The sequence below is a fragment of the Cellulomonas shaoxiangyii genome (assembly GCF_004798685.1).
Classification (GTDB): Bacteria; Actinomycetota; Actinomycetes; order Actinomycetales; family Cellulomonadaceae; genus Cellulomonas; species Cellulomonas shaoxiangyii.
The window spans coordinates 3667527-3688488 of sequence record NZ_CP039291.1; the positions used below are offsets into that span (position 1 = coordinate 3667527).

Here is a 20962-nt window from a genome sequence, read left to right on the forward strand (position 1 = left end):
TCAGCCGACCTCCAGCGTCAGCAGCGCGAGGAACTCCCGCACCGCGCCCGCCTCCTCGGCCGCCAGCTCCTGGAACCGCACGAGCGCACGCTCGGCGAGGGGACGCGCCTCGGCCGCCGCGGCGGCGTCGCCCCGGCCGGAGCGCACCCGCGCGAGCCCGAACAGCGCGAGCGCCTCGTGGTAGCGGTCCCCGATGTCGGCGCACGTGCGCAGCGCCTGCGCGAACCGCTCCTCCGCGACGTCGTGCTCGAGCAGCCCGTCCGACGCCAGCCCGAGGTTGACGAGCAGGTTCGCCTCGACGATGCGGTTCCGCGCGGCCCGGGCCTGCGCGAGGGCGGGGGTGCCGACCTCCACCGCCGCGGACAGGTCGCCCGTCTCCACGTACAGCTCGCACAGCACGTCCGCCGAGGCCGCCTCGTAGTACGCGTCCCCGATCCGGCCCGCCAGCCGGTGCGCGTCGATCGCCGCGGGCCGCGCCGCCGCGTACTCACCGGCCTCCCGCAGGGTCGAGGCGAGGTTGAGGCCGAGGCTCACGCGGTACCACCAGTCGTCGTCGCCGAGCACGTCGAGGCCCTCCTGCAGCCGTTCCACCGCGAGGTCGTTGCGGCCGAGCCGCGAGCACGCGACGCTCGCGTGGTTGAGCAGCACCGCCTGCCCCCGGCGGTCGTCGACCGCACGTGCCGAGCGCAGCGCGACCCGCAGCAGGCGCAGCCACTCCCCCGCGTCCCCCGCGGCGTAGAACGTCTCGAAGAGCAGCGCGGCGAGCCGCCACGCGAGCGCGTGGTGCCCGTGCACCTGGCCGTCGCGGATCAGCGCCGTCATGTTGGGGAGCTCGTCGACGGTCCAGCGCAGCAGCGCGGCGTGGTCGGTCAGCGCCGGGACGTCGTGCGGGGCGGCAGGCACGTCGAACGCGAGCCGGGTCTGCGCGGACTGGTCGGCGATCGTCCGGACGTACCAGGCGAGGAGCCGCAGGCGCGCGCCACGCGTCTCGTCGTCCGGGCGGCGCGCCGCGAGCTCGGCGGCGTGCGCGCGCGTCAGGTCGTGCATGACGAACCGCCCGTGCGCCTCGTCGACGAGGTGCTGCGAGCCGAGCGCCGCCAGGACCGCGGCCGCGCGCGCCACCGGGACGTCGAGCAGCGCGGCCGCGCCCAGCACCGACGTGCTCGCACACGGCAGCGCGCCCAGCAGGCACAGCGCCCGGGACTGCTCGGCGTCGAGCGCGGCCGTCGACGACGCGAGCACGTGCCGCACGGACGTCGTCGTGTCGCCGCCGTCCAGCTCGAGGGCGTCCAGGCGGTGCCGCGAGTCCTCGAGGCGCGCGACGGTCGCGGCGATCGTCGCGCCGGGGTCCGAGACGACCTGCTCCGCCGCGATCCGCAGCGCGAAGGGCAGCGCGTCGCACAGCTCGACGAGCCGGCGCGCCGCCGCCTCCTCGCGCGCCAGCGCCGGGGCGCCGATCGTGCGCGTCAGGAGCGCCGTCGCCTCCGCCGGGTCGAAGCGGCGGAGCGTGACGCGCCGCGCGCCGTGCCGCACCGCGAGGCCGGCGAGGCGGTCGCGGCTGGTCACGAGCACGAAGCACGTCGCCGACCCGGGCAGCAGGTCCTCCACCTGGTCCGCGGACGACGCGTTGTCCAGCAGGACCAGCATGCGGCGGTCGGCGAGCATGCTGCGCCACAGGGCGACGAGCTGCTCGTGCTGCTGCGGCGCGGACAGCACGCCGAGCGCGCCGAGCACCTGCCGCAGCGCCGCCGACGGCGTCAGCGGCGGGTGCCGCGGGTCGAACCCGCGCAGGTTCACGTGGACCTGCCCGTCCGGGAACCGGTCGCGCAGCATGTGCCCCGCCCGGACGGCGAGCGACGTCTTCCCGACGCCCCCCACGCCGACCACGCTGACGATGCGGGTGCCGTCGGGCGCGCCGGCGACGCGCAGCACGTCGACCAGCTCCTCCGCGCGGCCGACGAACGTGCCGATGTCCGGCGGCAGCTGCGCGGGGCGCACGTACCCGTCGACGTGGGCGACCGCGGCGGCCGTCGGGGTGGGCGCGGGCGGGGCGGCAGCTGCGAGCGGGGCCGCGGGCGCGGGCGGCGCGACGAGGGCCGGCGCGGCGGTGCCGCCGGCCGGGGCGGCGGCCCGCAGGCGGTCGTGCGCCGCCCGGGTCGCGGGTGCGGGGTCGATCCCGAGCTCGTCGTGCAGCGTGCGCCGCAGGTCGGCGTACTGGCCGAGCGCCTCGGCCGCGCGCCCGCAGCGGTGCAGCGCCGCCATGAGGACGGCGCGCAGCCGCTCGTCGTAGGGGTGCGTGGCGACCTCGGCGGCGAGGCGGTCCGCGGCGTCGGCGACCTCCGCGGCCCCGGCCGTCGCGGTCACGAGCTCGGTGCGGTCGACGAGCACGCGGACGCGCAGCCGCGCCAGCCGGTCGCGCTGCTCGGCGGCGTACGGGCCGGGCACGCCGGCGAGCGGGTCACCGGGGTGCCACAGCGCCAGCGCGGCGTCGAGGGCGGCGAGCGCCGTCCGGTCGTCGCCGGCCTCGCGGGCCGCGAGCGCCCGCCGCGCGAGCCGCTCGGCGCGTCGTGCGTCCACGTCGTCGGGGTCGGTCCCCAGCAGGTAGCCCGTCGGGGTGCGGACCAGGCGTCCCGCACCGAGGACGCGCCGCAGCCCCGACACGTACGTGTGCACGCTCCCCCGTGCGGTGGCGGGCGGGTGCTCGCCCCACGTCCCGTCCACCAGCTGGTCGTCGCCGACGACCTCGCCCGCCCGCAGCGCGAGGAGCGTGAGGACGGCGCGCTGCTTGGGTGCGCCGAGGTCCACGTCGGCGTCACCGAGCGTCGCCGTCACCGGGCCGAGCAGGCGGACGCGCAGCGCGAGGGGAGGGGGTGGCACGGCACTCCTTCACGACGTCGGCGGCGCCGGTCGCCGGATTCGTGTCGTTTGTACCTCCGCCCGGGGCAACGGTCAACGCGCGTCCGCACTCCAGTCCGTGCGCTCTGTCACAGCGACGGGAGCGCGGGGGTCGGGTCGCGGCGAACGCCTCGGCTCGGTCGTCGCCGTGCCGCCGGGCCCGACGCGGGCGGCCGTGCCCGGTCCGGGCGCGTCAGCGCGGGGCGTGCGCTGCGGCGACCTCCAGGAAGAGCTCGGTCGCCTCCTTCTCGCCCACGCTCACGCGGACGCCGTCGCCGGCGAAGGGGCGCACGAGCACGCCGGCGCGCGCGCAGCGCTCGGCGAACGTGGTGGCGTGGTCGCCCAGCGGCAGCCACACGAAGTTCGCCTGCGAGTCGGGCACGGCCCACCCCTGGGCCCACAGCGCCTCGAGCACGCGGACCCGCTCGGCGACCAGCGCCTCGACGCGCGTCAGCAGCTCACCCTCGGCGCGCAGCGAGGCCAGCGCGGCGAGCTGGGCGACGTGCGAGACGCCGAACGGCGTGGACGCCGCGCGGATGCCGTTGGCGAGCCGGGGCCGCGCGACGGCGTAGCCGACGCGCAGGCCCGCCAGCCCGTACGCCTTGGAGAACGTGCGCAGCACGACGACGTTCGGGTGCTCCGCGAAGAGCGCGAGCGCGTCGGGCGCCTGCGGGTCGCGGACGAACTCGACGTACGCCTCGTCGAGGACCACCAGCACGTCGCGCGGGACGCGGTCGAGGAACGCGCGCAGCTCGTCGTCGCGCACCGCCGGCCCGGTGGGGTTGTTCGGGGTGCAGACGAGCACGACCTTGGTCCGCCTGGTCACCGCGTCGGCCATCCGGGCCAGGTCGAGGCGGCCGTCGGCGCCCACCGGCACCCGGACGCCACGCGCGTGGGCCAGCTCGACGGCGATCGGGTACGCCTCGAACGAGCGCCACGGGAGCACGACCTCGTCGCCCTCCTCGCACACGGCCGTCAGCACGTGGCCGAGCACCGCGACGGACCCGCAGCCCGCGACCACCGACTCCTGCGCGACGCCGAGGCGCGCGGCGATCGCCGCGGTGAGCTCGGTCGCGTACATGTCGGGGTACCGGTTGACGTCCACGGCGGCGTCCGCGATCGCGACGACCACCGACGGCAGCGGCGGGTAGGGGTTCTCGTTGGACGAGAGCTTGTACGCCGCCGCCCCGACGGGCACGCGCGCGCCCGGGACGTACGCGGGCAGGTCGGCGAGGGCCTTGCGGAGGGGGACGCGGCTCACGCGCCCAGCATGCCACCGCGTCCGGTGGCAGGATCGCGGCATGGGATTCGTCGTGCGCGTCCTCATCAACGGTGTGGCGATCTGGGTGGCCACGCTGATCCTGCCCGGCCTGCAGGTGCTGGGCGGGCAGACCACCGCCGGGCGCATCGGCGTGATCCTGCTGGTCGCGCTGCTGTTCGGCATCGTCAACGCGGTGGTGAAGCCGATCGTCGCGCTGCTCTCGCTGCCGCTGTACATCCTCACGCTGGGCCTGTTCACGCTGGTCGTGAACGGCCTGATGCTCCTGCTCACCGAGTGGATCACCGAGCGCACCGACTGGGGCCTGCGGATCGACGACTTCGGCACGGCCGTGCTCGGCGCGCTCATCGTGTCCGTCGTCAGCTTCGTGCTCTCGGCGGTCACGAACCGCGACTGACGGCACGCGCGGACGGCTCGGGCGGCACCGGCACCGCCTGCGGGGACGGGGCGGGCGCGGGCACGAGGACGGCCTGCGGCGGCGTCGTCGCGACCCACTGCGTCGTCGTCGTGGTGGCCCCGCCCGGGCCGACGCCCAGCACGTCCGCGAGCGCCTGCCGCTCCCGGGAGTCCTCCGGTGCCTCGGCGAGCGCGGCGTCCACCGCGTCGGCCGTGCGCGCGTACCCGCCCACGTCGTGGGCCTCGAACGGCTGGTCGGGCAGGGACCGGCTGTCGATCCCGACGACGTCCGCGCGGCGCGTGCCCGGCTCGGCGTCGAGCGACGGGACGCCGTCCATGTCGTTCACCAGGGCGACGTGCACCGTCCCCGGCGGCAGCGTCCGCGGGACGTCGGGCGACCCGGCGGTCACGACGGCCCGCACGGCGTAGGCGCCCGTCGCCGCGACCGTGGCCGCCACCATCCCGCCCTGCGAGTGCCCGACGAGCATCACCGGGTCCTCGCGGCCCACTCCCGCGGCCGCCATGGCGGCGAGCACCGCCGCCGACATCGCGTCGGGCCGACCCGCGGCCAGCTGGGCGTTCGTGCCGTTGTGCGTCGGCGACAGTCCCGTCAGGCCCGGTGACTGCGTGCCGGGGATCGCGACGACCCACGACACCGCGCCGTCCGCGCGCTCGATGCGCTGCACCGTGATCGTCGCCTCCGGGAGGCCGACCGGCCCGTGGCCGTACGTGGACCCGACGAGGCGCATCGCGTCGCCCAGGTCACGGACGCGAGGGCTCACGACCGGCCCGAGGAGGGGAGTCACGGAGGGCGGCCGGAAGGGGACCGCCCGCGCCGCGGCGGCGACCAGGTCCTCCATCGCGCGTCCGCTGCGCATCCACGGCGGCAGGGTCGTGGCGAGCGCCCCGGTGACGAACGCGAGGGCGTCCGCCGTGCCCGGGGCGTCGAGCAGGCGCGCCGGGACGGACGGCAGCCCGTCGATCGTCGCGTCGAGGGGGTTGCGGCCGCCGCGCACCCACAGGAGGACGTTGCGGACCCAGTCGCGCAGCACCTGGTCCGCGACCCACGCGACGCCGGTGGACACCAGCAGCGGCAGCATCAGGGGTCCGCTGCCGGCGGCCGCGGCCCCCGCGACCTCGAGCCCCGCCCGGGCGGCCCGGGCGGCGTCGGACTCGGCCTCGGCGTAGCGCTCGGCCGCTCCCGCCATGCCGCGCGCGAGGGCCCGGACGTCGTCGGCGAGGTGGTGCGGCGCGTACCAGGCGGTCCGGACGTCGCGCAGGGCCTGGTCGAGGGCCGCGGCCTCCGGGGTGCCGGGCAGCGTCGCCACCTCGTACGTGGCCGTCATGAGGTCGGCCGCGGCGCCGTCCAGGCGCTCCGCGAACGCCCGCAGCCGCGCGGCCGCGGCGGCGAGCGCGTCGCACTCGACGGTCGTGGTGCCTGCCGACGTGACGTGCACGACGGTGCGGTCGGCGCCCGTCACGGGGCACCGCCGGGGTGGGCGGCCGTCAGGTCCCGGCAGACGGCGGCCTCGCGGGCGGCGACGACGCGGGCGTCGAGCTGGTCCAGCGCCGCCAACGCGTACCGCGCGGCCTGGTCGAGCTCGGCCCGCCGGTGCGCGGCGGCGTCCGCGGCGCGCCCCCGCCACCAGACGTCGTCGAGCACGGCCAGGGCGGTGCGCGCGGCGGCGACGTCGGCGCGCGCGGCGTCCACGAGAGCCTGGATCCGGGAGGTGGCCATGGCGAGGACGGTAGGGACCGGCCGGTGCCGTCCCGTCGCGCCCCGCGCACCGCTGCGGACGGGCTCGCGGCCACCCCGGGCTGTGGTCGGTCCGGGGTCAGCCGTCCGGGCTGGCCCTGCTCCACCAGGGCTCGTCCGGGCGCGCCAGCACCAGCGCGCCGACGACGGCCGCGGCGACCGTACCGGCCACGCGCCACCCGTCGCCGCCCGTCGCACCGCCCGCGAGCGCCGCGGCGACCAGCGCGAGCACCTGAGCCCCGGCCTGCACGACGAGGGCGACCGGGGCGGCGTCCCGCAGCACCGCGAGCTCGACCCGCGTCCGGCGCCCGGTGCGGGCGGCGACGGCCGCGAGCCACAGCACGGCGTGGACCAGCAGCACGAGCAGCGCGAGCCGCCAGGCCTCCGGCGGCCCCGCGACCAGCACGCGCACCCCCAGCCCGAGCACCAGGAGCGCGGGCGCCACCGACCGCGGCCACACCGCGGGCGCCGCGCCCGCCACGACGAGCAGCACCGCCACCGCCGTCGGCACCGCTCCCCCCGCCGCGGTCGCCGCGGCGGCGAGCCCGGCGAGCGCGAGCGCGCCGCGCAGCACGAGCGCGTGCACCGCGGGACCCGTGCGGAGCGTGACGGAGGGGTCCGTACGGCGCGCCGCACCGGGTCGCACCGACCCGACGGCGCGCCGCACGCGGTCGGCGGTCCGGCGGACGCGCTCCGTCCCGGCGCTCATGCGCGCGCCCCGGCGTGGCCCCGCCGGCGGGGCGCCGCCGCGCTCACGCGGGCACCCCCGCCCCCGGGCGGCGCCGGGCGCGCCGCGCCAGCGCCTGCAGCGCCACGCCGGGCGCGTCACGCCAGGTGACGAGCTCGACGTCGTGGTCCGCGAGCGCGGCGAGCCGGTCGGCACGCCTCACCTGCACGATCCGCAGGGCCAGCTGCTCCCGCGACCCGAGGTGCGCGGTCCGCACGCGCGGCAGCACGTCGACGGCGAGGACCCGGTGCCCGGCGCGGCGCCACTGCTCGGCGGTCGCCGCGGCCTCGTCGTCGAGGAAGGTCGAGAACAGCACGACGAGCGCGCCCGACGGCACGCGCGGCGGTCGCAGGCGCGTGGCCGGCTCCCCCTCGGGGTGGGTGAGGGCGAGCGCGTGGCGGATGCGGTCGAGCTGGCGGCGGCCGCCGCCGGGCGGGAGCGGCCGGCGGCGCACGCCGAGGTCGTCGAGCCCGACGCGGTCCCCGCGGTCGAGGAAGGCGCGCGCGACGGCCGACGCCGCCTGGCGGGCGCGGTCGAGCGACGTCGCGTCCTGCGGGCGGGGCGGCTGCGACCCGCGCCACGTGAGCGGGTCGGGGCCGACGTCGTCGCGGCTGTCGACGACGAGCACGACGACGGCCTCGGCGAGCGCGTGCTCGCGGCGGACCCACAGCTCGCGCAGGTCGGGCGACCGGCGGGCGGTGACGCGCCAGTCGATGCGTCGCAGCCGGTCGCCCGGCGCCCACGGGTGCACGTCGCGCAGGTCCCCGCCCTCCCCGGGCCGCGGCGACGGGTGCCCACCGGTGAGGCCGCGCAGGCGCGGCGGCAGCGGCACGTCGGGCAGGACGCCCGCGGTGGGCAGCACGACGGTCCGCCGTGCCACCGGCGGCGTCGGGTGCGCCACGGAGGCGGCGCCCGCCCCCACGCCCTGCACGTGCACGGTGGCGACCTCCTGCGGCCCGGTGCGCACGGTGCGCGTCAGCACCGGGACCCGCCGCACGCCCCGGACCTGCACGAGCGCATCGGCCACCGGCTGGTCGTGCCGCAGCACGTCGAGGTTCGCCGCCACCGCCCCGGGCGGCGCGTGGAGGACGACCGTGCCGGTGAGCCGCCCGCCCTCGCCGGCACCCTCGCCGGACCCCTCCCCCGCGTCGTCCTGACCCGCGGCCAGCGACGCGCGCACGGGCCCGGCCGGTCGGCGCAGCACCTCCCGCACCGTCACGAGCAGCGGGCCGGCGCCGAGCACCGCGACGTCGGGCCGGCCGGAGAACGCGCCGACCAGCAGCAGCACGACGCACGCGGCCGCGCCCAGGGTCACCGACGTCACGGGCGTCCACCGCACGGTCGCCGGCGCTCGCGGGTCGGCCGGTGCCGACGTCATGCGCGGCGCGCGGTGGTCGGCCCGGGCACCTGCGCCAGCACCTCCTGGACCACCGCCTGCGGCGCCAGGCCGGACGCCCACGCCTGCGGGGTCAGCGACAGCCGGTGCGCGAGGGCGGCCACGGCGACGGCCTTGACGTCCTCGGGCGTGACGAAGTCCCGGCCGTCGAGCACCGCGAGCGAGCGCGCGACCAGCACGAGCGCCTGCGAGCCGCGCGGTGAGGCACCGACCTCGACGGCCCGGTGCGCGCGCGTCGCCGCCGCGAGGTCCACGCCGTACGCGAGCACGTCCGGGTCGACCGTGACGGCCTCGACGCCCGCCTGCATCGCGACGAGCGTCTCGGCGTCGACGACGCGCCCCACCGACGCCTGCTCCTGCCGCCGCTCGAGCCGCCGCGCGAGCACGTCGACCTCGGCGTCGCGGGCCGGGTACCCCACCGCGAGCCGCACCATGAACCGGTCGAGCTGCGCCTCGGGCAGCGGGTACGTGCCCTCGTACTCCACGGGGTTGGACGTCGCCACCACGTGGAACGGGTCAGGCAGCGGGTGCGTGCGCCCGTCGACGCTCACCTGCCGCTCCGCCATGGCCTCGAGCAGGGCGGACTGCGTCTTGGGCGGCGTGCGGTTGATCTCGTCGGCGAGCAGCAGCCCGGCGAACACGGGCCCGGGCCGGAACTCGAACGTCGCCGTTGCCGGGTCGAACACGCTGGACCCGGTGACGTCGGACGGCAGCAGGTCCGGCGTGCACTGCACGCGCCGGAAGTCGAGGCCGAGCGCCGTCGCGAGGCTGCGCGCGGCGAGCGTCTTGCCGAGGCCGGGGACGTCCTCGAACAGCACGTGCCCGCCCGCGAGCACCGCCGCGAGCGCGAGCCGCAGGGGCTGCCGCATGCCGACGACCACCGTCGCGACCTCGTCGAGCACGGCGCTGCCGCGCGCGCTGACGTCCGCGACGGTGAGGGCACGCGTGGCGCGGGCCGGCGCGGGCGTGGTGGGGGCGTCGGTCATGCGTCGGTCCTCCGGGGGTGGGGATCGGGGGCGGGGCGGCCGGCGGCCGGGGGCGGCGCGAGGTCCGGCGACGGGTGCGGCCCGAGGCGCTCGAGCGCCGTCACGGTGTGCGCGACGTCGGCCGGCGTGGGCAGCGGGTGGGTGGTGCGCGTGAGCGTCGCGCGGGCGCGGGCGCCGAGGAGCCGGTCGACGTCCGCCGCGGCGTCCGGGTCGGCGAGGTCGACGCCGTGCCGTGCGAGCCTGCCGGCCGCGACCGAGCGCAGCTCCCGCAGGACGCGCTCGCCGGCGCGTCCGTCGCGGCCGACCATCGTCCACGCGAGGTCGAGCACCTCGCCGCGGGCGCCGTCGCGTCGGTCGGCGCGGTGCCGCTCGGGCGCCGGTTCGGGGCGCAGGTCGATGCGCTCGACGACCGCGGTGAGGGCCGCGGCGCCGAGCCCCGCGACGAGCGCGGAGCCCGGTGCGATGCCGAGCGCGAGGAGGGCGCCCGCCACGGCGAGCAGGACGACGGCGGGGCGCGTCAGCCGGGCGCGCAGGCCGCGCAGCGCGACGCTCACGGCGCACCGCCCGCGGCGTCGTCGGCCCGCCGTGCGAGGCCGTCGCCGACCACCGCGAGCAGCTCCCGCGCCCGCTGCACGTCGGCCGCGGTGACGGGGTGCGCACCGAACCGGGCCTCGAGGTACAGCACGAGCAGCGCGCGTGTCGCGGCGGGGTCGGCGCGCGTGCCGTCGAGGACGTCGAGGGTGAACTCGGTCGCCGTCTGCGCGCGGTCGCGCACGATGCCGGTCGACGCGGCCGCGTCCTCGACGGCGACCCAGGCGGCCACCACCGCGTCGCCCGGCGGCACGTCGTCGTCCAGCGCACGGGCCGCGGCCGACACCCCCGCCCGCAGCGCCGTGACCACGTGCGTCTCGTCGACGTCGCCCTCGGCCCCGCCGAGGTCGTCGTCACCCGGCGGCGGCGGGCCGGGCCACCTCCGGCGCAGCAGCCACCGCGCCACGAGGGCGAGCACGGCGGCCGCCAGGACCACGAGCACCACGGCCACGACCGGGCCCAGCCACTCGGGCGGGTCGGTGACCTCCGCCACGGGGCGGTCCGGTGCGCTGGTGGGCTGCGGCGGCGGCGTCAGCGCCGAGAGGCTCGGCAGCGGCGGCGGCGGTGGTGCACCGCGCGAGGCCAGGCGGACCGGGCCCGCGAGCGCCGCGGCGAGGACCGCGACGACGACGAGCACGCCCGCGAGCACCGTGACGACGGTCGCGCGGTCGGCGTCCCCGCGGCCGGCGGGCCGGGCAGGCGGCGGCGCGGCCGGTCGCGGCGTCCGCTGCGTCGTCGGCACCGGCCTCCCTCTCGTCGTCGGTGCGGGAGCGGCCAGGCTAGTCGTGCGGGCCGGCACCGGCGGACGGGCCCGCGGACGGCTGCGCCGTCCGGGCGACCGGGTGCCCGCCCGCGGTTCGGCGGGCGCCGGCGCGCGGGTCGGGGTACGCAGGTCGCAGGCACCGGGAGGGGAAGCACGTGGACGACCAGGGACGGACGAGGACGGGCGAGCGCCGTCGCTCGCTGGGCGCGGCGGCGCTCGTGGGGGCGGGGCTCATGGCCGCGGTGGACGAGATCGTGTTCCACCAGGTCCTCGGGTGGCACCACTTCTACGACCGCTCGACGCCGGACATCGCGCTGCTGTCGGACGGCCTGCTTCACGCGGCCGAGCTGGTCGCGCTCGTCGCGGGCGCGTTCCTGCTGGCGGACCTGCTGCGGCGCCGCGCGCTCGTTCCCGTCGCCGCGTGGGCGGGCGGGCTGCTGGGCGCGGGCGTGTTCCAGCTGGTCGACGGGGTGGTCAACCACAAGGTGCTGCGGCTGCACCAGGTGCGCTACGACGTCGACCTGCTGCCGTACGACCTGGCGTGGAACGGGTTCGGCGTCGCGCTCGTGCTGGCCGCCGGCGTGCTGCTGCTGCGGTCGCGGCGTGACGCGGGCGCCGGGTCGGGGCGTGCTGCGCGCGGGGGCGGGGCGCACGCCGGCGGCGAGCCCGCCGACGCACCGGGCACCGGGCCGGGCACGGCGCCCGCCACGGGTCCGGGCACGGGTCCGGTCGACGCGGTCGGCGACCACCGCGCACGCGGGGCGCACGGCGGCACGGGCCGGCGCCGGGCGACCGGTCCCGCGACGGGCGCCATGCCGACCGTCCGGCCCGCGAGCCCGGGCGCGCACGCCGACGGCCCGCGGCGGCGGCGCGACGACCGTCCGTCCGGCCGCCGCGCCGCGGACCCGTGACCGCGGACGCCCTCGCCGCCGCCGGCCACCACGCGGCGGACGGCGGCGCGGCGGCGACGGCCTGGCCGGTCGCCGTGCTCGTCGCCGCCCTGCTCACGGCGCCGTACGCGGCCGGCGTCGCCCGGTACCGGGCGACGATGCCCCGCGCGTGGAGCCCGTGGCGCACGGCGTCGTGGGGCGCGGGCGCGCTGCTCGTGGGGGTGGCCGTCTCGCCCGTCCTCGGCGTCGTGCCGGACCCGGCGGTGCGGCACATGGTCCAGCACCTGCTGCTCGGCATGCTGGCACCGTTGGGCCTGGTGCTCGCTGCCCCCGTGACGCTGCTGCTGGGGGCCGCGTCGGCGCGCGGGCGGCGGGCCGTGGCGGCGGTCCTGCGGCTGGGCGTGGTCCGCGTCCTGACGCATCCCGTCACGTCGGCGCTGCTGCACGTCGGCGGGCTGGTGGTCCTGTACCTCACGCCGCTGTACGCGCGTGCGGCCGACGACCCGGTCGTCCACGCGCTCGTCCTCCTGCACTTCCTGCTCGCCGGGTGCCTGTTCGCGTGGGCCGTCGCCGGCCCCGACCCGGCACCCCACCGCCCGGGCCTCGCGACGCGCCTGGGGGTGCTCGTGGTCGCCGCGGGCGTCCACGGCGCGCTCGCCACGTACCTCTACGCGCACGCCGACCGGCTCCCGCCCGGCGGCGGGCACACCGTCGCGCAGGTCGAGGCGGCGGCGCAGTGGATGTACTACGGCGGCGACGTCGCCGAGGTGCTGCTGGCGGTCGCGCTGTTCGCGGGGTGGTGGCGGTCGCGACGCCGCGCGGACGCGCGGGGGTCCGCCCCCTCGGCCGGCCGGGTGCCCGCGGTCTCGCCCGCAGGTGCGGCGCGATGAGGGGCACGGGAACGGTCGCGGCGGGACCGTGCGCGCCGGTCGGCGCCGTGCCGCCGGTGCACACCGCCTTCGATAACCTCGGTCCGGTGATCCGGTGCGTGCGATGAGCGACGTCCTCGACGACCTGCGTCGCCACCCCGACCTCGAGGCGCCGAACCTCTACGCCGTCGACGCGACGGACCGGCTGGTCCTCGACGAGGCCGCGCCGGCGCTCGCGGACGCCGCCGACGGGACCGTCGTCGTGATCGGGGACCGCTACGGCGCGCTGACGCTCGGCGCGATCGCCCGGCACGGCGTCACCGGCCTCCGCACGCACCAGGACCGGCTGACCGGCGAGCTCGCGCTGCGCGAGAACGCGGAGCGGCTGGGCCTGGGCGGGTTCACCTCGCACGCGCTGACCCCCGACCTCGTCGCGGGCGCGCGCCTGGTGCTGCTGCAGCTGCCGCGGTCGCTCGACGCGCTCGACGAGATCGCCGCGCTGGTCGCGGAGCACGCGGACCCGGCCGTCGTCGTGGTTGCCGGCGGGCGGGTCAAGCACATGACGACCGCGATGAACGACGTGCTGGCGCGGCACCTCGCGGTCGTCGAGGCGCGGCTGGCCCGGCAGAAGTCGCGGGTGCTCGTGGCGTCGTCGCCGCGCCCGGCGGTCGAGCGACCGGCGCGGCGGTGGCCCGAGCGCGACGAGCACCCGGATCTCGGGATCACCGTGTGCGCGCACGGCGGCGCGTTCGCCGGCGCGGGCGTCGACATCGGGACCCGCGCGCTGCTCGCCCACCTCGACGCCCTCGAGGTGGGCGAGGGCACGGCGGTGGACCTCGGCTGCGGCACGGGCGTGCTGGCCGTCGCGCTCGCGCGGCTGCGACCCGGGCTGGCGGTCACGGCGACCGACGAGTCCGCGGCGGCCGTCGCGTCGGCGCGCGCGACCGTCGAGGCCAACGGCGTCGGCGACCGCGTCCACGTCACCCGCGCCGTCGGCACCGACGGCATCCCCGACGCGAGCGTCGACCTCGTGCTGCTCAACCCTCCGTTCCACGTGGGGGCCACGGTGCACCCCGGCGTCGCACGCGCCCTGTTCGCCGACGCCGCGCGCGTGCTGCGCCCGGGCGGAGAGCTGTGGGCGGTGTGGAACTCGCACCTGCGCTACCGGCCGACGCTCGAGCAGGTCGTCGGGCCGACCCGTCAGCTCGGGCGGGACCCGAAGTTCACGGTGACGGCGTCGACGCGACGCTGACTGCGCGGCGGTCGACTTCGTCCTGGCGCTGGCGTCGGGCGAGATCGGCGACGTGGACGCCATCGCCGCCGTCCTCGGCCGCCACTGCCACCCCCTGTAGGCAGCCACCGCTCGGCGGGCCGGCGCGCGTACGTGTGCCCCGGCACGGTTCTCGAACAGGCGCTCCTTCCACGTGCACCGCCCGCGATCGGCTGGTCTCGCCCAGGTCGTCGTGCCACCTCGCCCCGTGCCCGCGCCGCGCGCCCGTGGACGCGGGACCGGACCCCCGCACGGCTCTGGGAGACTTCCCCCATGACCTCGTCCGTCGACGCCTCCGCACGCGTCCGCCTCGCCGACGTCACCCCGCCGATCGCGCTGGGCCCGCTCGACGGGCGGTACCGCCCCGCGGTCGCACCGCTGGTCGACCACCTGTCCGAGGCGGCGCTGAACCGGGCGCGCATCGAGGTCGAGGTCGAGTGGGTCATCCACCTGACCGACCACGGGGTCGTCCCCGGCGCCCCGGAGCTCGCGCCGGACGAGCAGGACTACCTGCGCGACGTCGTCGCGACGTTCGGCGCCGCCGAGGTGGCCGAGCTCGCCGAGATCGAGCGCACCACCGTGCACGACGTGAAGGCCGTCGAGTACTTCCTCAAGCGCCGCATCGCCGCGGCACCGCAGGCCCTGCGCGCCGACACCGTGCTCCCCCGGGTCAACGAGCTCGTGCACTTCGCCCTGACCAGCGAGGACGTCAACAACCTGTCCTACGCGCTCATGGTGCGCGGCGCGGTGCGCGAGGTGTGGTTCCCGGCCGCCGTCGGGCTGGTCGACGAGGTCGCGGCCCTGGCCGCGCAGCACGCGGGCCGCGCCATGCTCGCCCTGACCCACGGCCAGCCGGCGACACCCACGACGCTCGGCAAGGAGCTCGCGGTCCTCGCGCACCGCCTGCGCCGCCAGCTGCGCCGCATCGAGGGCGACGAATTCCTCGGCAAGCTCAACGGCGCGACCGGCACGTACGGCGCGCACCTCGCGGCCGTCCCCGACGCGGACTGGCAGCTCGTCTCGCGCACGTTCGTCGAGCACCTGGGCCTGACGTGGAACCCGCTGACCACGCAGATCGAGTCGCACGACTGGCAGGCCGAGCTCTACGCCGACGTCGCGCGCTTCAACCGCGTCCTGCACAACCTCGCCACGGACGTGTGGACGTACATCAGCCGGGGCGTGTTCACGCAGATCCCCGTCGCGGGCGCCACGGGCAGCTCGACGATGCCGCACAAGGTCAACCCGATCCGCTTCGAGAACGCCGAGGCGAACCTCGAGCTCTCGTCCGCGCTGCTCGACGCGCTCGCGTCGACGCTCGTCACCAGCCGCCTCCAGCGCGACCTCACCGACTCCACCACGCAGCGCAACATCGGCCCCGCGTTCGGCCACTCCCTGCTCGCGATCGACAACGTGCGCCGCGGGCTGCGCGCCCTGTCGGTCGACGACGCGCTGCTGGCGCGCGAGCTCGACGAGAACTGGGAGGTCCTCGGCGAGGCCGTGCAGTCGGCCATGCGCGCGGCGTCCGTCGCGGGCGTCGAGGGCATGGAGAACCCCTACGAGCGGCTCAAGGAGCTGACCCGCGGGCGGCGGCTCACCGCCGACGACATGCGCACCTTCGTCGCGGGTCTCGGGCTGCCCGCCGACGTGGCGGAGCGCCTCGCCGCGCTCACGCCGGCGACGTACACCGGTCTGGCGACGGAGCTCGTCGCCCACCTGGAGCACTAGACCGACCGATCCGGGCCGGTGTGCCCGTTTCGTCCCGTCTTGTCCTCACCCGGATGGAGTAACCGGGTCCCCGGCCGTGGGAGCGATCCCGATCGGGGCCTCGCAAACCTGGACATGTGCCCTGTTGCGGGCCAGAATCGTCGCGTCCGTCGGAATCCTCCCCTTCATCCGATACGGCAAGGAAGCCCGCCCGTGACTCTGATGCAGAAGGCGATCACGCCCGCGCAAACCCAGGCGCACCTCACGCAGGGCCACGACCGCATCGCCGGCTACGTGGTGCGCGCCGAGGACGTCGCGTTCGCCACGACGCCCGCGCAGCTGTTCGAGGTGCACGGCCTGGGCTACCCCGGCTCGCCGTTCAGCCCCTACGACCGGTACATCGACATCCTGCGCTTCGAGTCGTCGCCGCAGCTGCAGTACCGCGACGTCCCCGGCTACATCGTCCCGCTGTGGTGGCTGCGCCACTCGCGCATCCCCCCGGGCGCCGAGCTCATCCGCGTGCACGACAACGGGTCCTCGACGCTGCTCGCACGCTACGGCGACGTCGGCACCGGGTGGACGGTCACGCAGCTCGGTGCGCCGCGCGCCGCGCTGGCGTCCCTGTCCCGCTGCGTCGGGCCCGTCGCCAAGTGGCACGGCGCGTACCTCGAGGCGGACGTCGTCGACGGCGGGCACACGGTCGTGCTCGCGCTGGCGAACCCCCCGCTGGCGGAGACCGGCTTCCACCAGTCGCCGTCGGGCCGCTGGTACCGGCGCGTGGCCCGCGAGGACGTCACCGAGCTGTTCGAGCTCGACCTGACCGCCCGCTGGAACGGGCTGTCGGTCCGCGTCGTCGACCAGTGGCAGGACGCGCAGCGGTACGTCGTCGCGCGCATCTCGCACCTCGGGGACGACATCGAGCGGGCCGAGCGCCTGCACCTCGAGCGCGTCGAGGCCGGCGTGTACGAGGCGATCGTGTACGCCGCCGAGCTCACCGACATCCAGACCAACCAGGTCGTCCCGCACACGTGGGCGCCCGGGCCGGCCGCACAGCAGCGGCACTGGGCGCACTCGTGACCCGCCCGGACCTCGATCTGGACGAATGTGTGGAAACACTCCCATCCTTCGCCGTGATCCTCTAGAGTCGGAGTACACCGGCACGGACAGCGCTTCACCAGCGCCCCCGCCGACGTCAGGCCCGTGAGGGCGCTGACCCCCGGAACCGCACCGGGCCTGGTCCTCCCCCCCGACCAGGCCCGGTGCGCTTTTTCTGCCAGTCACCGACCCCCCGGCGCGCGAACCCGGAGAACCTCAGGACGGCACCGTCGGGGTGCTGACCAACGGCCGGTTCGCCGCGCGGATCGGGTGGCGGGCGGGCGGCGCGTCGCGTGCGGCGAGGGCGTCAGCGGCGGGCGGTGGCCGCGCCGGCGTCGGGGACCTCCACGGCGGCCAGCTCGGCGAGGGCCGCGGCGTACGCGGCGGCGTCGCCGGCGCGCGCGGCCGCCCGCGCGGCGACCGTCGGGGCGTGCAGCCGCGAGCGGGCCGCGCGACGCAGCGACCGGGCGCGGCGCTCGTCGCGCTCGCCCTCCGGGACGGCGTCGAGAGCGGCCTCGAGCGCACCGAGCACACGGGTGCGCTCGGCGACGACGGCGGGACCCCAGTCGCGGACGCGGCGGTCCGCCTCGAACTCGTCGGCGGCCCGCTCGACGAGCCCGCGCGCGTGCCCGAGCGCGGCGTGCTCGGCCGGCGCGTGCTCCGCCACCGACTGCAGGGACACGAGCGCGACGCCCGGCAGCGTGCGGACGTCGGGGTCGACGTCGTGCCGCAGCGCCAGGTCGACGACCGTCAGCGGGCGCGTCTCGCCCCGCCGGGCCGCCGCGAGCGCGTCGACGCCGAGCACGGCACCGGCGGCGCCGCTGCACGCGACGACGAGGTCGACGTCCCCCAGCTCGGCCAGCAGGTCGGCGCCCGCCGGCAGGGCGCGCACGCCGCGCGCGGCCGCGAAGTCGCCGGCGCGGCCGCTCGGCGAGTACACGCGCACGTCACGGACCCCGCGGGCCTTGAGCGCCGCGAGGCTCGCGCCGGCGTACGAGCCGGTCCCGACGAGCACGCACCGCACGCCCGCCCAGTCCGCCGAGCCGGCGGGCCCCTGCGGCAGGGTCCGCTCGGCGAGGTCGAGCGCGACGCCGACTACCGAGCGTCCGGTCGCGCCGAGGCCGGTCGCGGACTCGACGGCGCGCGACGCCCGCGACGCGGCCTGGAAGAGCGCCTCGAGGGTGGACGTCGTCGTGCCGTCCTCCCGCGCGCTGCTCAGCGCGCGGCGGACCTGCCCGGCGATCTCGCGCTCCCCCACGACCATCGACTCGAGGCCCGACGCGACGGCGAACAGGTGCTCGCTGGCGGCGGTGCCGGTCAGCGGGCTCAGGTGCTCCGCGACCTGCTCGGGCGCGTACCCGGACCGGGCGGCGATGGCGTCGGCGACGGCGCGGCGGGCGCTCGGGGTGTGCGCGACGTCGTCGACGTCCAGGTACAGCTCGAACCGGTTGCACGTCGCGAGGACGACGGCACCGGTGACGGCAGGGGTCGCGGCCACGAGCTCGCGCCCGACCGCGTGGACGTCGTACTGCAGGCGCTCCAGGACGTTCAGGTCGAGGTCGTGGTGGCTCGCGACGAGGGACAGCAGCACCACGTGCTCGATTCAATCATCCCTCGAAATGTCCGGCACAATCGGTGGCGTGAGTCTTTCAACACACCATCCGCTCGTGGACGGGCGCACCACCGAATCACCGCTCGTGACCGCGTATTCCGGCCGCCGGCCGGAGCGCCTCCCGGTGTGGTTCATGCGCCAGGCCGGCCGTTCCCTGCCCGAGTACCGCGAGGTCCGCGCGGGCGTCCCGATGCTCGACTCGTGCCTCGACCCCGACCTCGCGGCGGAGATCACGCTGCAGCCGGTGCGCCGGCACGGCGTCGACGCGGCCGTCTTCTTCTCGGACATCGTCGTGCCGCTCCGGCTCGTCGGCGTGGACGTCGAGATCCGCCCCGGCGTCGGCCCCGTCATGGGCACCCCCGTGCGCACGGCCGACGACGTGGCCCGCCTGCGCGACCTCGGCCCGCTGACACCCGAGCGCCTGGCGCCCGTCACGGCAGGCGTCGAGCGGACCGTCGCGGCGCTGGGCGCGACGCCGCTGGTGGGCTTCGCGGGTGCGCCGTTCACGCTCGCCGCGTACCTCGTGGAGGGCGGGCCGTCGCGCGACCACCTGGCCGCGCGCCGCCTCATGCACGCCGACCCGGCCACGTGGTCGGCCCTCATGGCGTGGACCGCCGAGGTCACCGGCGCGTTCCTCGAGGCGCAGATCCGCGCCGGGGCGAGCGCCGGGCAGCTCTTCGACTCGTGGGCGGGCGCCCTGTCGCTCGCGGACTACGCGGCCCACTGCGCACCGGCGTCGTCGCAGGTCCTGGCGCTGGTCCGGTCGCTGGGCGTGCCGGCCGTGCACTTCGGGGTCGCGACCGGTGAGCTCCTCGTCGCCATGCGGGACGCCGGCGCCGACGTCATGGGCGTCGACTACCGCGTGCCGCTGGACGAGGCGTCCCGCCGGCTCGGCGGTGCGACGCCGCTGCAGGGCAACGTCGACCCGGCGCTGCTCGGCGCGCCGTGGGACGTGCTCGAGGCGCACGTGCGCGACGTCGTCGAGCGCGGCCGGTCGGCCCCCGGGCACGTCGTGAACCTCGGCCACGGCGTGCCGCCGGAGACCGACCCGACCGTGCTGACGCGGGTCGTCGAGCTGGTCCACTCGCTGTGAGCGGCGCCGGCGCCGGCCCGGCGGCGGACGTCCTCCCGGGCGAGACCGGCACCCCGGACGACGCCGTGGCCTGGGACGTCGTCGTCGTGGGCGCCGGCGTCGCGGGGCTCGTGGCGGCGCGGGACCTCGTCCACGCGGGCCGGCGGGTCGTGCTGGTCGACGCGCGCGACGCCCCGGGGGGCGCGGTCCGCGGGCACGACGTCGCCGGCCTGCGGCTCGACGCGGGGGCGGAGTCGTTCGCGACGCGCGGCGGTGCCGTGGCGGCGCTGCTGGCCGAGCTCGGGCTCGCCGCCGACGTGGTCGCGCCCGAGCCGCACGGTGCGTGGGTGCACCTGACCAGCGGTGACGGCCCCCTGCCGCGCACCGGCCTGCTCGGCGTGCCGGCGCACCCGCTCGCGGCGGACGTGCGCGCGACGCTCGGCACGCGCGGGGCGCTGCGGGCCGCGCTCGACCTGGTCCTGCCCGCCCGGGTCGGTGCCGACGCCACGACGCTCGGGGCGCTCGTGCGGGCCCGGATGGGTGACGCCGTCGCGGACCGGCTCGTGCACCCCGTGGTCGGCGGCGTGCACGCGGCCGACCCCGACGACCTCGCGACCGACACGGTCGCGCCGGGGCTCGCGGCCGCCCGCGCCGCGGCCGGAGGGTCGCTGGCGCGCGGCGTCCGGGCGCTGCGCGCGTCGGCGCCGGCCGGCACCGCGGTGCAGGGGCTGACCGGCGGGATCCACCGGCTCGTCGACGCGCTCGTCGACGACGTGACGCGCCACGGCGGCGTCGTCCTCACCCGGACGCGCGCGACCTCGCTGGTCAGGCGCGCGGACGGCGGGTTCGTCGTGCGCACCGAGCACGTCGGGGCCGCCGCGCCCGGCGCCGCACCGGACGACGGCGGCTGCGGAGCGTCCCCGGCCGGCGGCTCGGGGGACCTGGCCACGGCCCGCGTGCTGCTCGCGACGCCCCAGGCCCCCGCGCTGCTGACGGGGCTGGGCGCGGACCTCGCCTCCGTCGCCACCGACGACGGCGTACCGGTCACGCTCGTCACGCTCGTGGTGGACTCCCCCGCCCTGGACGCCGCACCCCGCGGCACGGGCGTGCTCGTGGGCACGGACGTCACGGACGTCGCCGCGAAGGCCCTCACGCACGCGACCGCGAAGTGGGGCTGGCTCCGCCGCGCGGCACCGCCCGGGCGGCACGTGGTCCGCCTCTCCTACGGGCGGGCCACCGCGGCCCACGCCGCCGACGGCACGCCGCCGGCGGACGCCCTGCTGGACGTCGCGCTCGCCGACGCGTCGACCCTGCTGGGCGTCCCGCTCACCGCCGACGCGCTGGTCGGCCACGCGGTCGTGCGGTGGACGCAGTCGCTGCCCCGCCCGAGCGCCGCGCACCGGGAGGCCGTCGCGGCCGCGCGCGCCGCGGTGGCGGACGTGCCGGGCCTGGCGGTGTGCGGCGCGTGGGCCGCCGGGACGGGCCTCGCGTCGGTGGTGCCAGACGCCCGGGCGGCGGCCGCGCTCCTCGCCGACCTCCCGCCCCGGGCGGGTGCGCGGGACGCCGGAGCGGCGCACAATTGATGCGGGAAAGGCCCGTCGCGCCCATTTCGCACCGCCGCGGCGGACGCGCTGTGACGCCGTCCTGACGAATTGTCAGAA

Annotated in this window: 18 protein-coding genes; 8 read left to right on the plus strand and 10 right to left on the minus strand. The window is 78.0% G+C overall.

Features of this window, described 5'->3' with window-relative positions:
- Positions 1-2877, minus strand: coding sequence for an AfsR/SARP family transcriptional regulator (locus tag E5225_RS16415; RefSeq protein WP_136225515.1), 2877 nt, complete (start codon positions 2875-2877; stop codon positions 1-3).
- A 211-nt stretch (positions 2878-3088) separates the two neighbouring features.
- Positions 3089-4156 (minus strand): histidinol-phosphate transaminase, encoded by a 1068-nt coding sequence (gene hisC / locus E5225_RS16420; RefSeq protein WP_135975506.1) that lies wholly within the window; start codon positions 4154-4156, stop codon positions 3089-3091.
- 40 nt (positions 4157-4196) lie between these two features.
- On the opposite strand from hisC, the gene E5225_RS16425 reads away from it, so the two are divergent.
- The gene (locus E5225_RS16425) at positions 4197-4571 is read left to right on the plus strand and encodes a phage holin family protein (protein WP_135975504.1); all 375 of its coding nucleotides are present in this window, start codon (positions 4197-4199) and stop codon (positions 4569-4571) included.
- Here E5225_RS16425 and E5225_RS16430 read toward each other — a convergent pair.
- From E5225_RS16430 to E5225_RS16455, 7 genes are all read right to left on the minus strand, one after another.
- Complete coding sequence (locus E5225_RS16430) at positions 4555-6051, minus strand: hypothetical protein (RefSeq protein ID WP_135975502.1); 1497 nt, start codon at positions 6049-6051, stop codon at positions 4555-4557. The genes E5225_RS16425 and E5225_RS16430 overlap by 17 nt on opposite strands.
- Positions 6048-6308, minus strand: a complete 261-nt coding sequence (locus E5225_RS17625) for a hypothetical protein (RefSeq protein WP_166436066.1) — start codon at positions 6306-6308, stop codon at positions 6048-6050. The genes E5225_RS16430 and E5225_RS17625 overlap by 4 nt, the downstream gene beginning before the upstream one ends.
- Before the next feature lie 97 nt (positions 6309-6405).
- Positions 6406-7035, minus strand: coding sequence for a hypothetical protein (locus E5225_RS16435; protein WP_135975500.1), 630 nt, complete (start codon positions 7033-7035; stop codon positions 6406-6408).
- Positions 7036-7078: 43 nt separating this feature from the next.
- Positions 7079-8377 (minus strand): DUF58 domain-containing protein, encoded by a 1299-nt coding sequence (locus tag E5225_RS16440; RefSeq protein WP_243738420.1) that lies wholly within the window; start codon positions 8375-8377, stop codon positions 7079-7081.
- Between the two features lie 50 nt (positions 8378-8427).
- Complete coding sequence (locus E5225_RS16445; protein WP_135975518.1) at positions 8428-9435, minus strand: AAA family ATPase; 1008 nt, start codon at positions 9433-9435, stop codon at positions 8428-8430.
- Positions 9432-9989, minus strand: coding sequence for a hypothetical protein (locus E5225_RS16450; RefSeq protein WP_135975517.1), 558 nt, complete (start codon positions 9987-9989; stop codon positions 9432-9434). Before E5225_RS16450 ends, E5225_RS16445 begins: the two co-directional genes overlap by 4 nt.
- Positions 9986-10768, minus strand: coding sequence for a DUF4129 domain-containing protein (locus E5225_RS16455; RefSeq protein ID WP_166436068.1), 783 nt, complete (start codon positions 10766-10768; stop codon positions 9986-9988). Before E5225_RS16455 ends, E5225_RS16450 begins: the two co-directional genes overlap by 4 nt.
- Before the next feature lie 176 nt (positions 10769-10944).
- Between E5225_RS16455 and E5225_RS16460 the strand changes: the two genes are divergently transcribed.
- From E5225_RS16460 to E5225_RS16480, 5 genes are all read left to right on the plus strand, one after another.
- Entirely contained in the window at positions 10945-11700 is a 756-nt protein-coding gene (locus tag E5225_RS16460; protein ID WP_244243672.1) for a DUF2243 domain-containing protein, read from the plus strand.
- Entirely contained in the window at positions 11697-12569 is an 873-nt protein-coding gene (locus tag E5225_RS16465; RefSeq protein WP_135975476.1) for a cytochrome c oxidase assembly protein, read from the plus strand. The genes E5225_RS16460 and E5225_RS16465 overlap by 4 nt, the downstream gene beginning before the upstream one ends.
- 103 nt (positions 12570-12672) lie before the next feature.
- Positions 12673-13800: a class I SAM-dependent methyltransferase gene (locus tag E5225_RS16470; protein WP_135975478.1), complete on the plus strand. Its 1128-nt coding sequence runs from the start codon at positions 12673-12675 to the stop codon at positions 13798-13800.
- A 291-nt stretch (positions 13801-14091) separates the two neighbouring features.
- Positions 14092-15543, plus strand: a complete 1452-nt coding sequence (gene purB, locus E5225_RS16475; RefSeq protein ID WP_135975480.1) for an adenylosuccinate lyase — start codon at positions 14092-14094, stop codon at positions 15541-15543.
- A gap of 201 nt (positions 15544-15744) precedes the next feature.
- Positions 15745-16599: a hypothetical protein gene (locus E5225_RS16480; RefSeq protein WP_243738416.1), complete on the plus strand. Its 855-nt coding sequence runs from the start codon at positions 15745-15747 to the stop codon at positions 16597-16599.
- Between the two features lie 325 nt (positions 16600-16924).
- Here the strand turns inward: E5225_RS16480 and E5225_RS16485 are convergent, their stop codons facing one another.
- Positions 16925-18211: a glutamyl-tRNA reductase gene (locus tag E5225_RS16485; RefSeq protein ID WP_136225517.1), complete on the minus strand. Its 1287-nt coding sequence runs from the start codon at positions 18209-18211 to the stop codon at positions 16925-16927.
- A 25-nt stretch (positions 18212-18236) separates the two neighbouring features.
- Between E5225_RS16485 and hemE the strand changes: the two genes are divergently transcribed.
- Together hemE and E5225_RS16495 are read left to right on the plus strand one after the other, a co-directional pair.
- Entirely contained in the window at positions 18237-19322 is a 1086-nt protein-coding gene (gene hemE / locus E5225_RS16490; protein ID WP_135975464.1) for a uroporphyrinogen decarboxylase, read from the plus strand.
- Positions 19319-20884 (plus strand): protoporphyrinogen/coproporphyrinogen oxidase, encoded by a 1566-nt coding sequence (locus E5225_RS16495; RefSeq protein ID WP_341765701.1) that lies wholly within the window; start codon positions 19319-19321, stop codon positions 20882-20884. Before hemE ends, E5225_RS16495 begins: the two co-directional genes overlap by 4 nt.
- Positions 20885-20962: the final 78 nt, after the last annotated feature.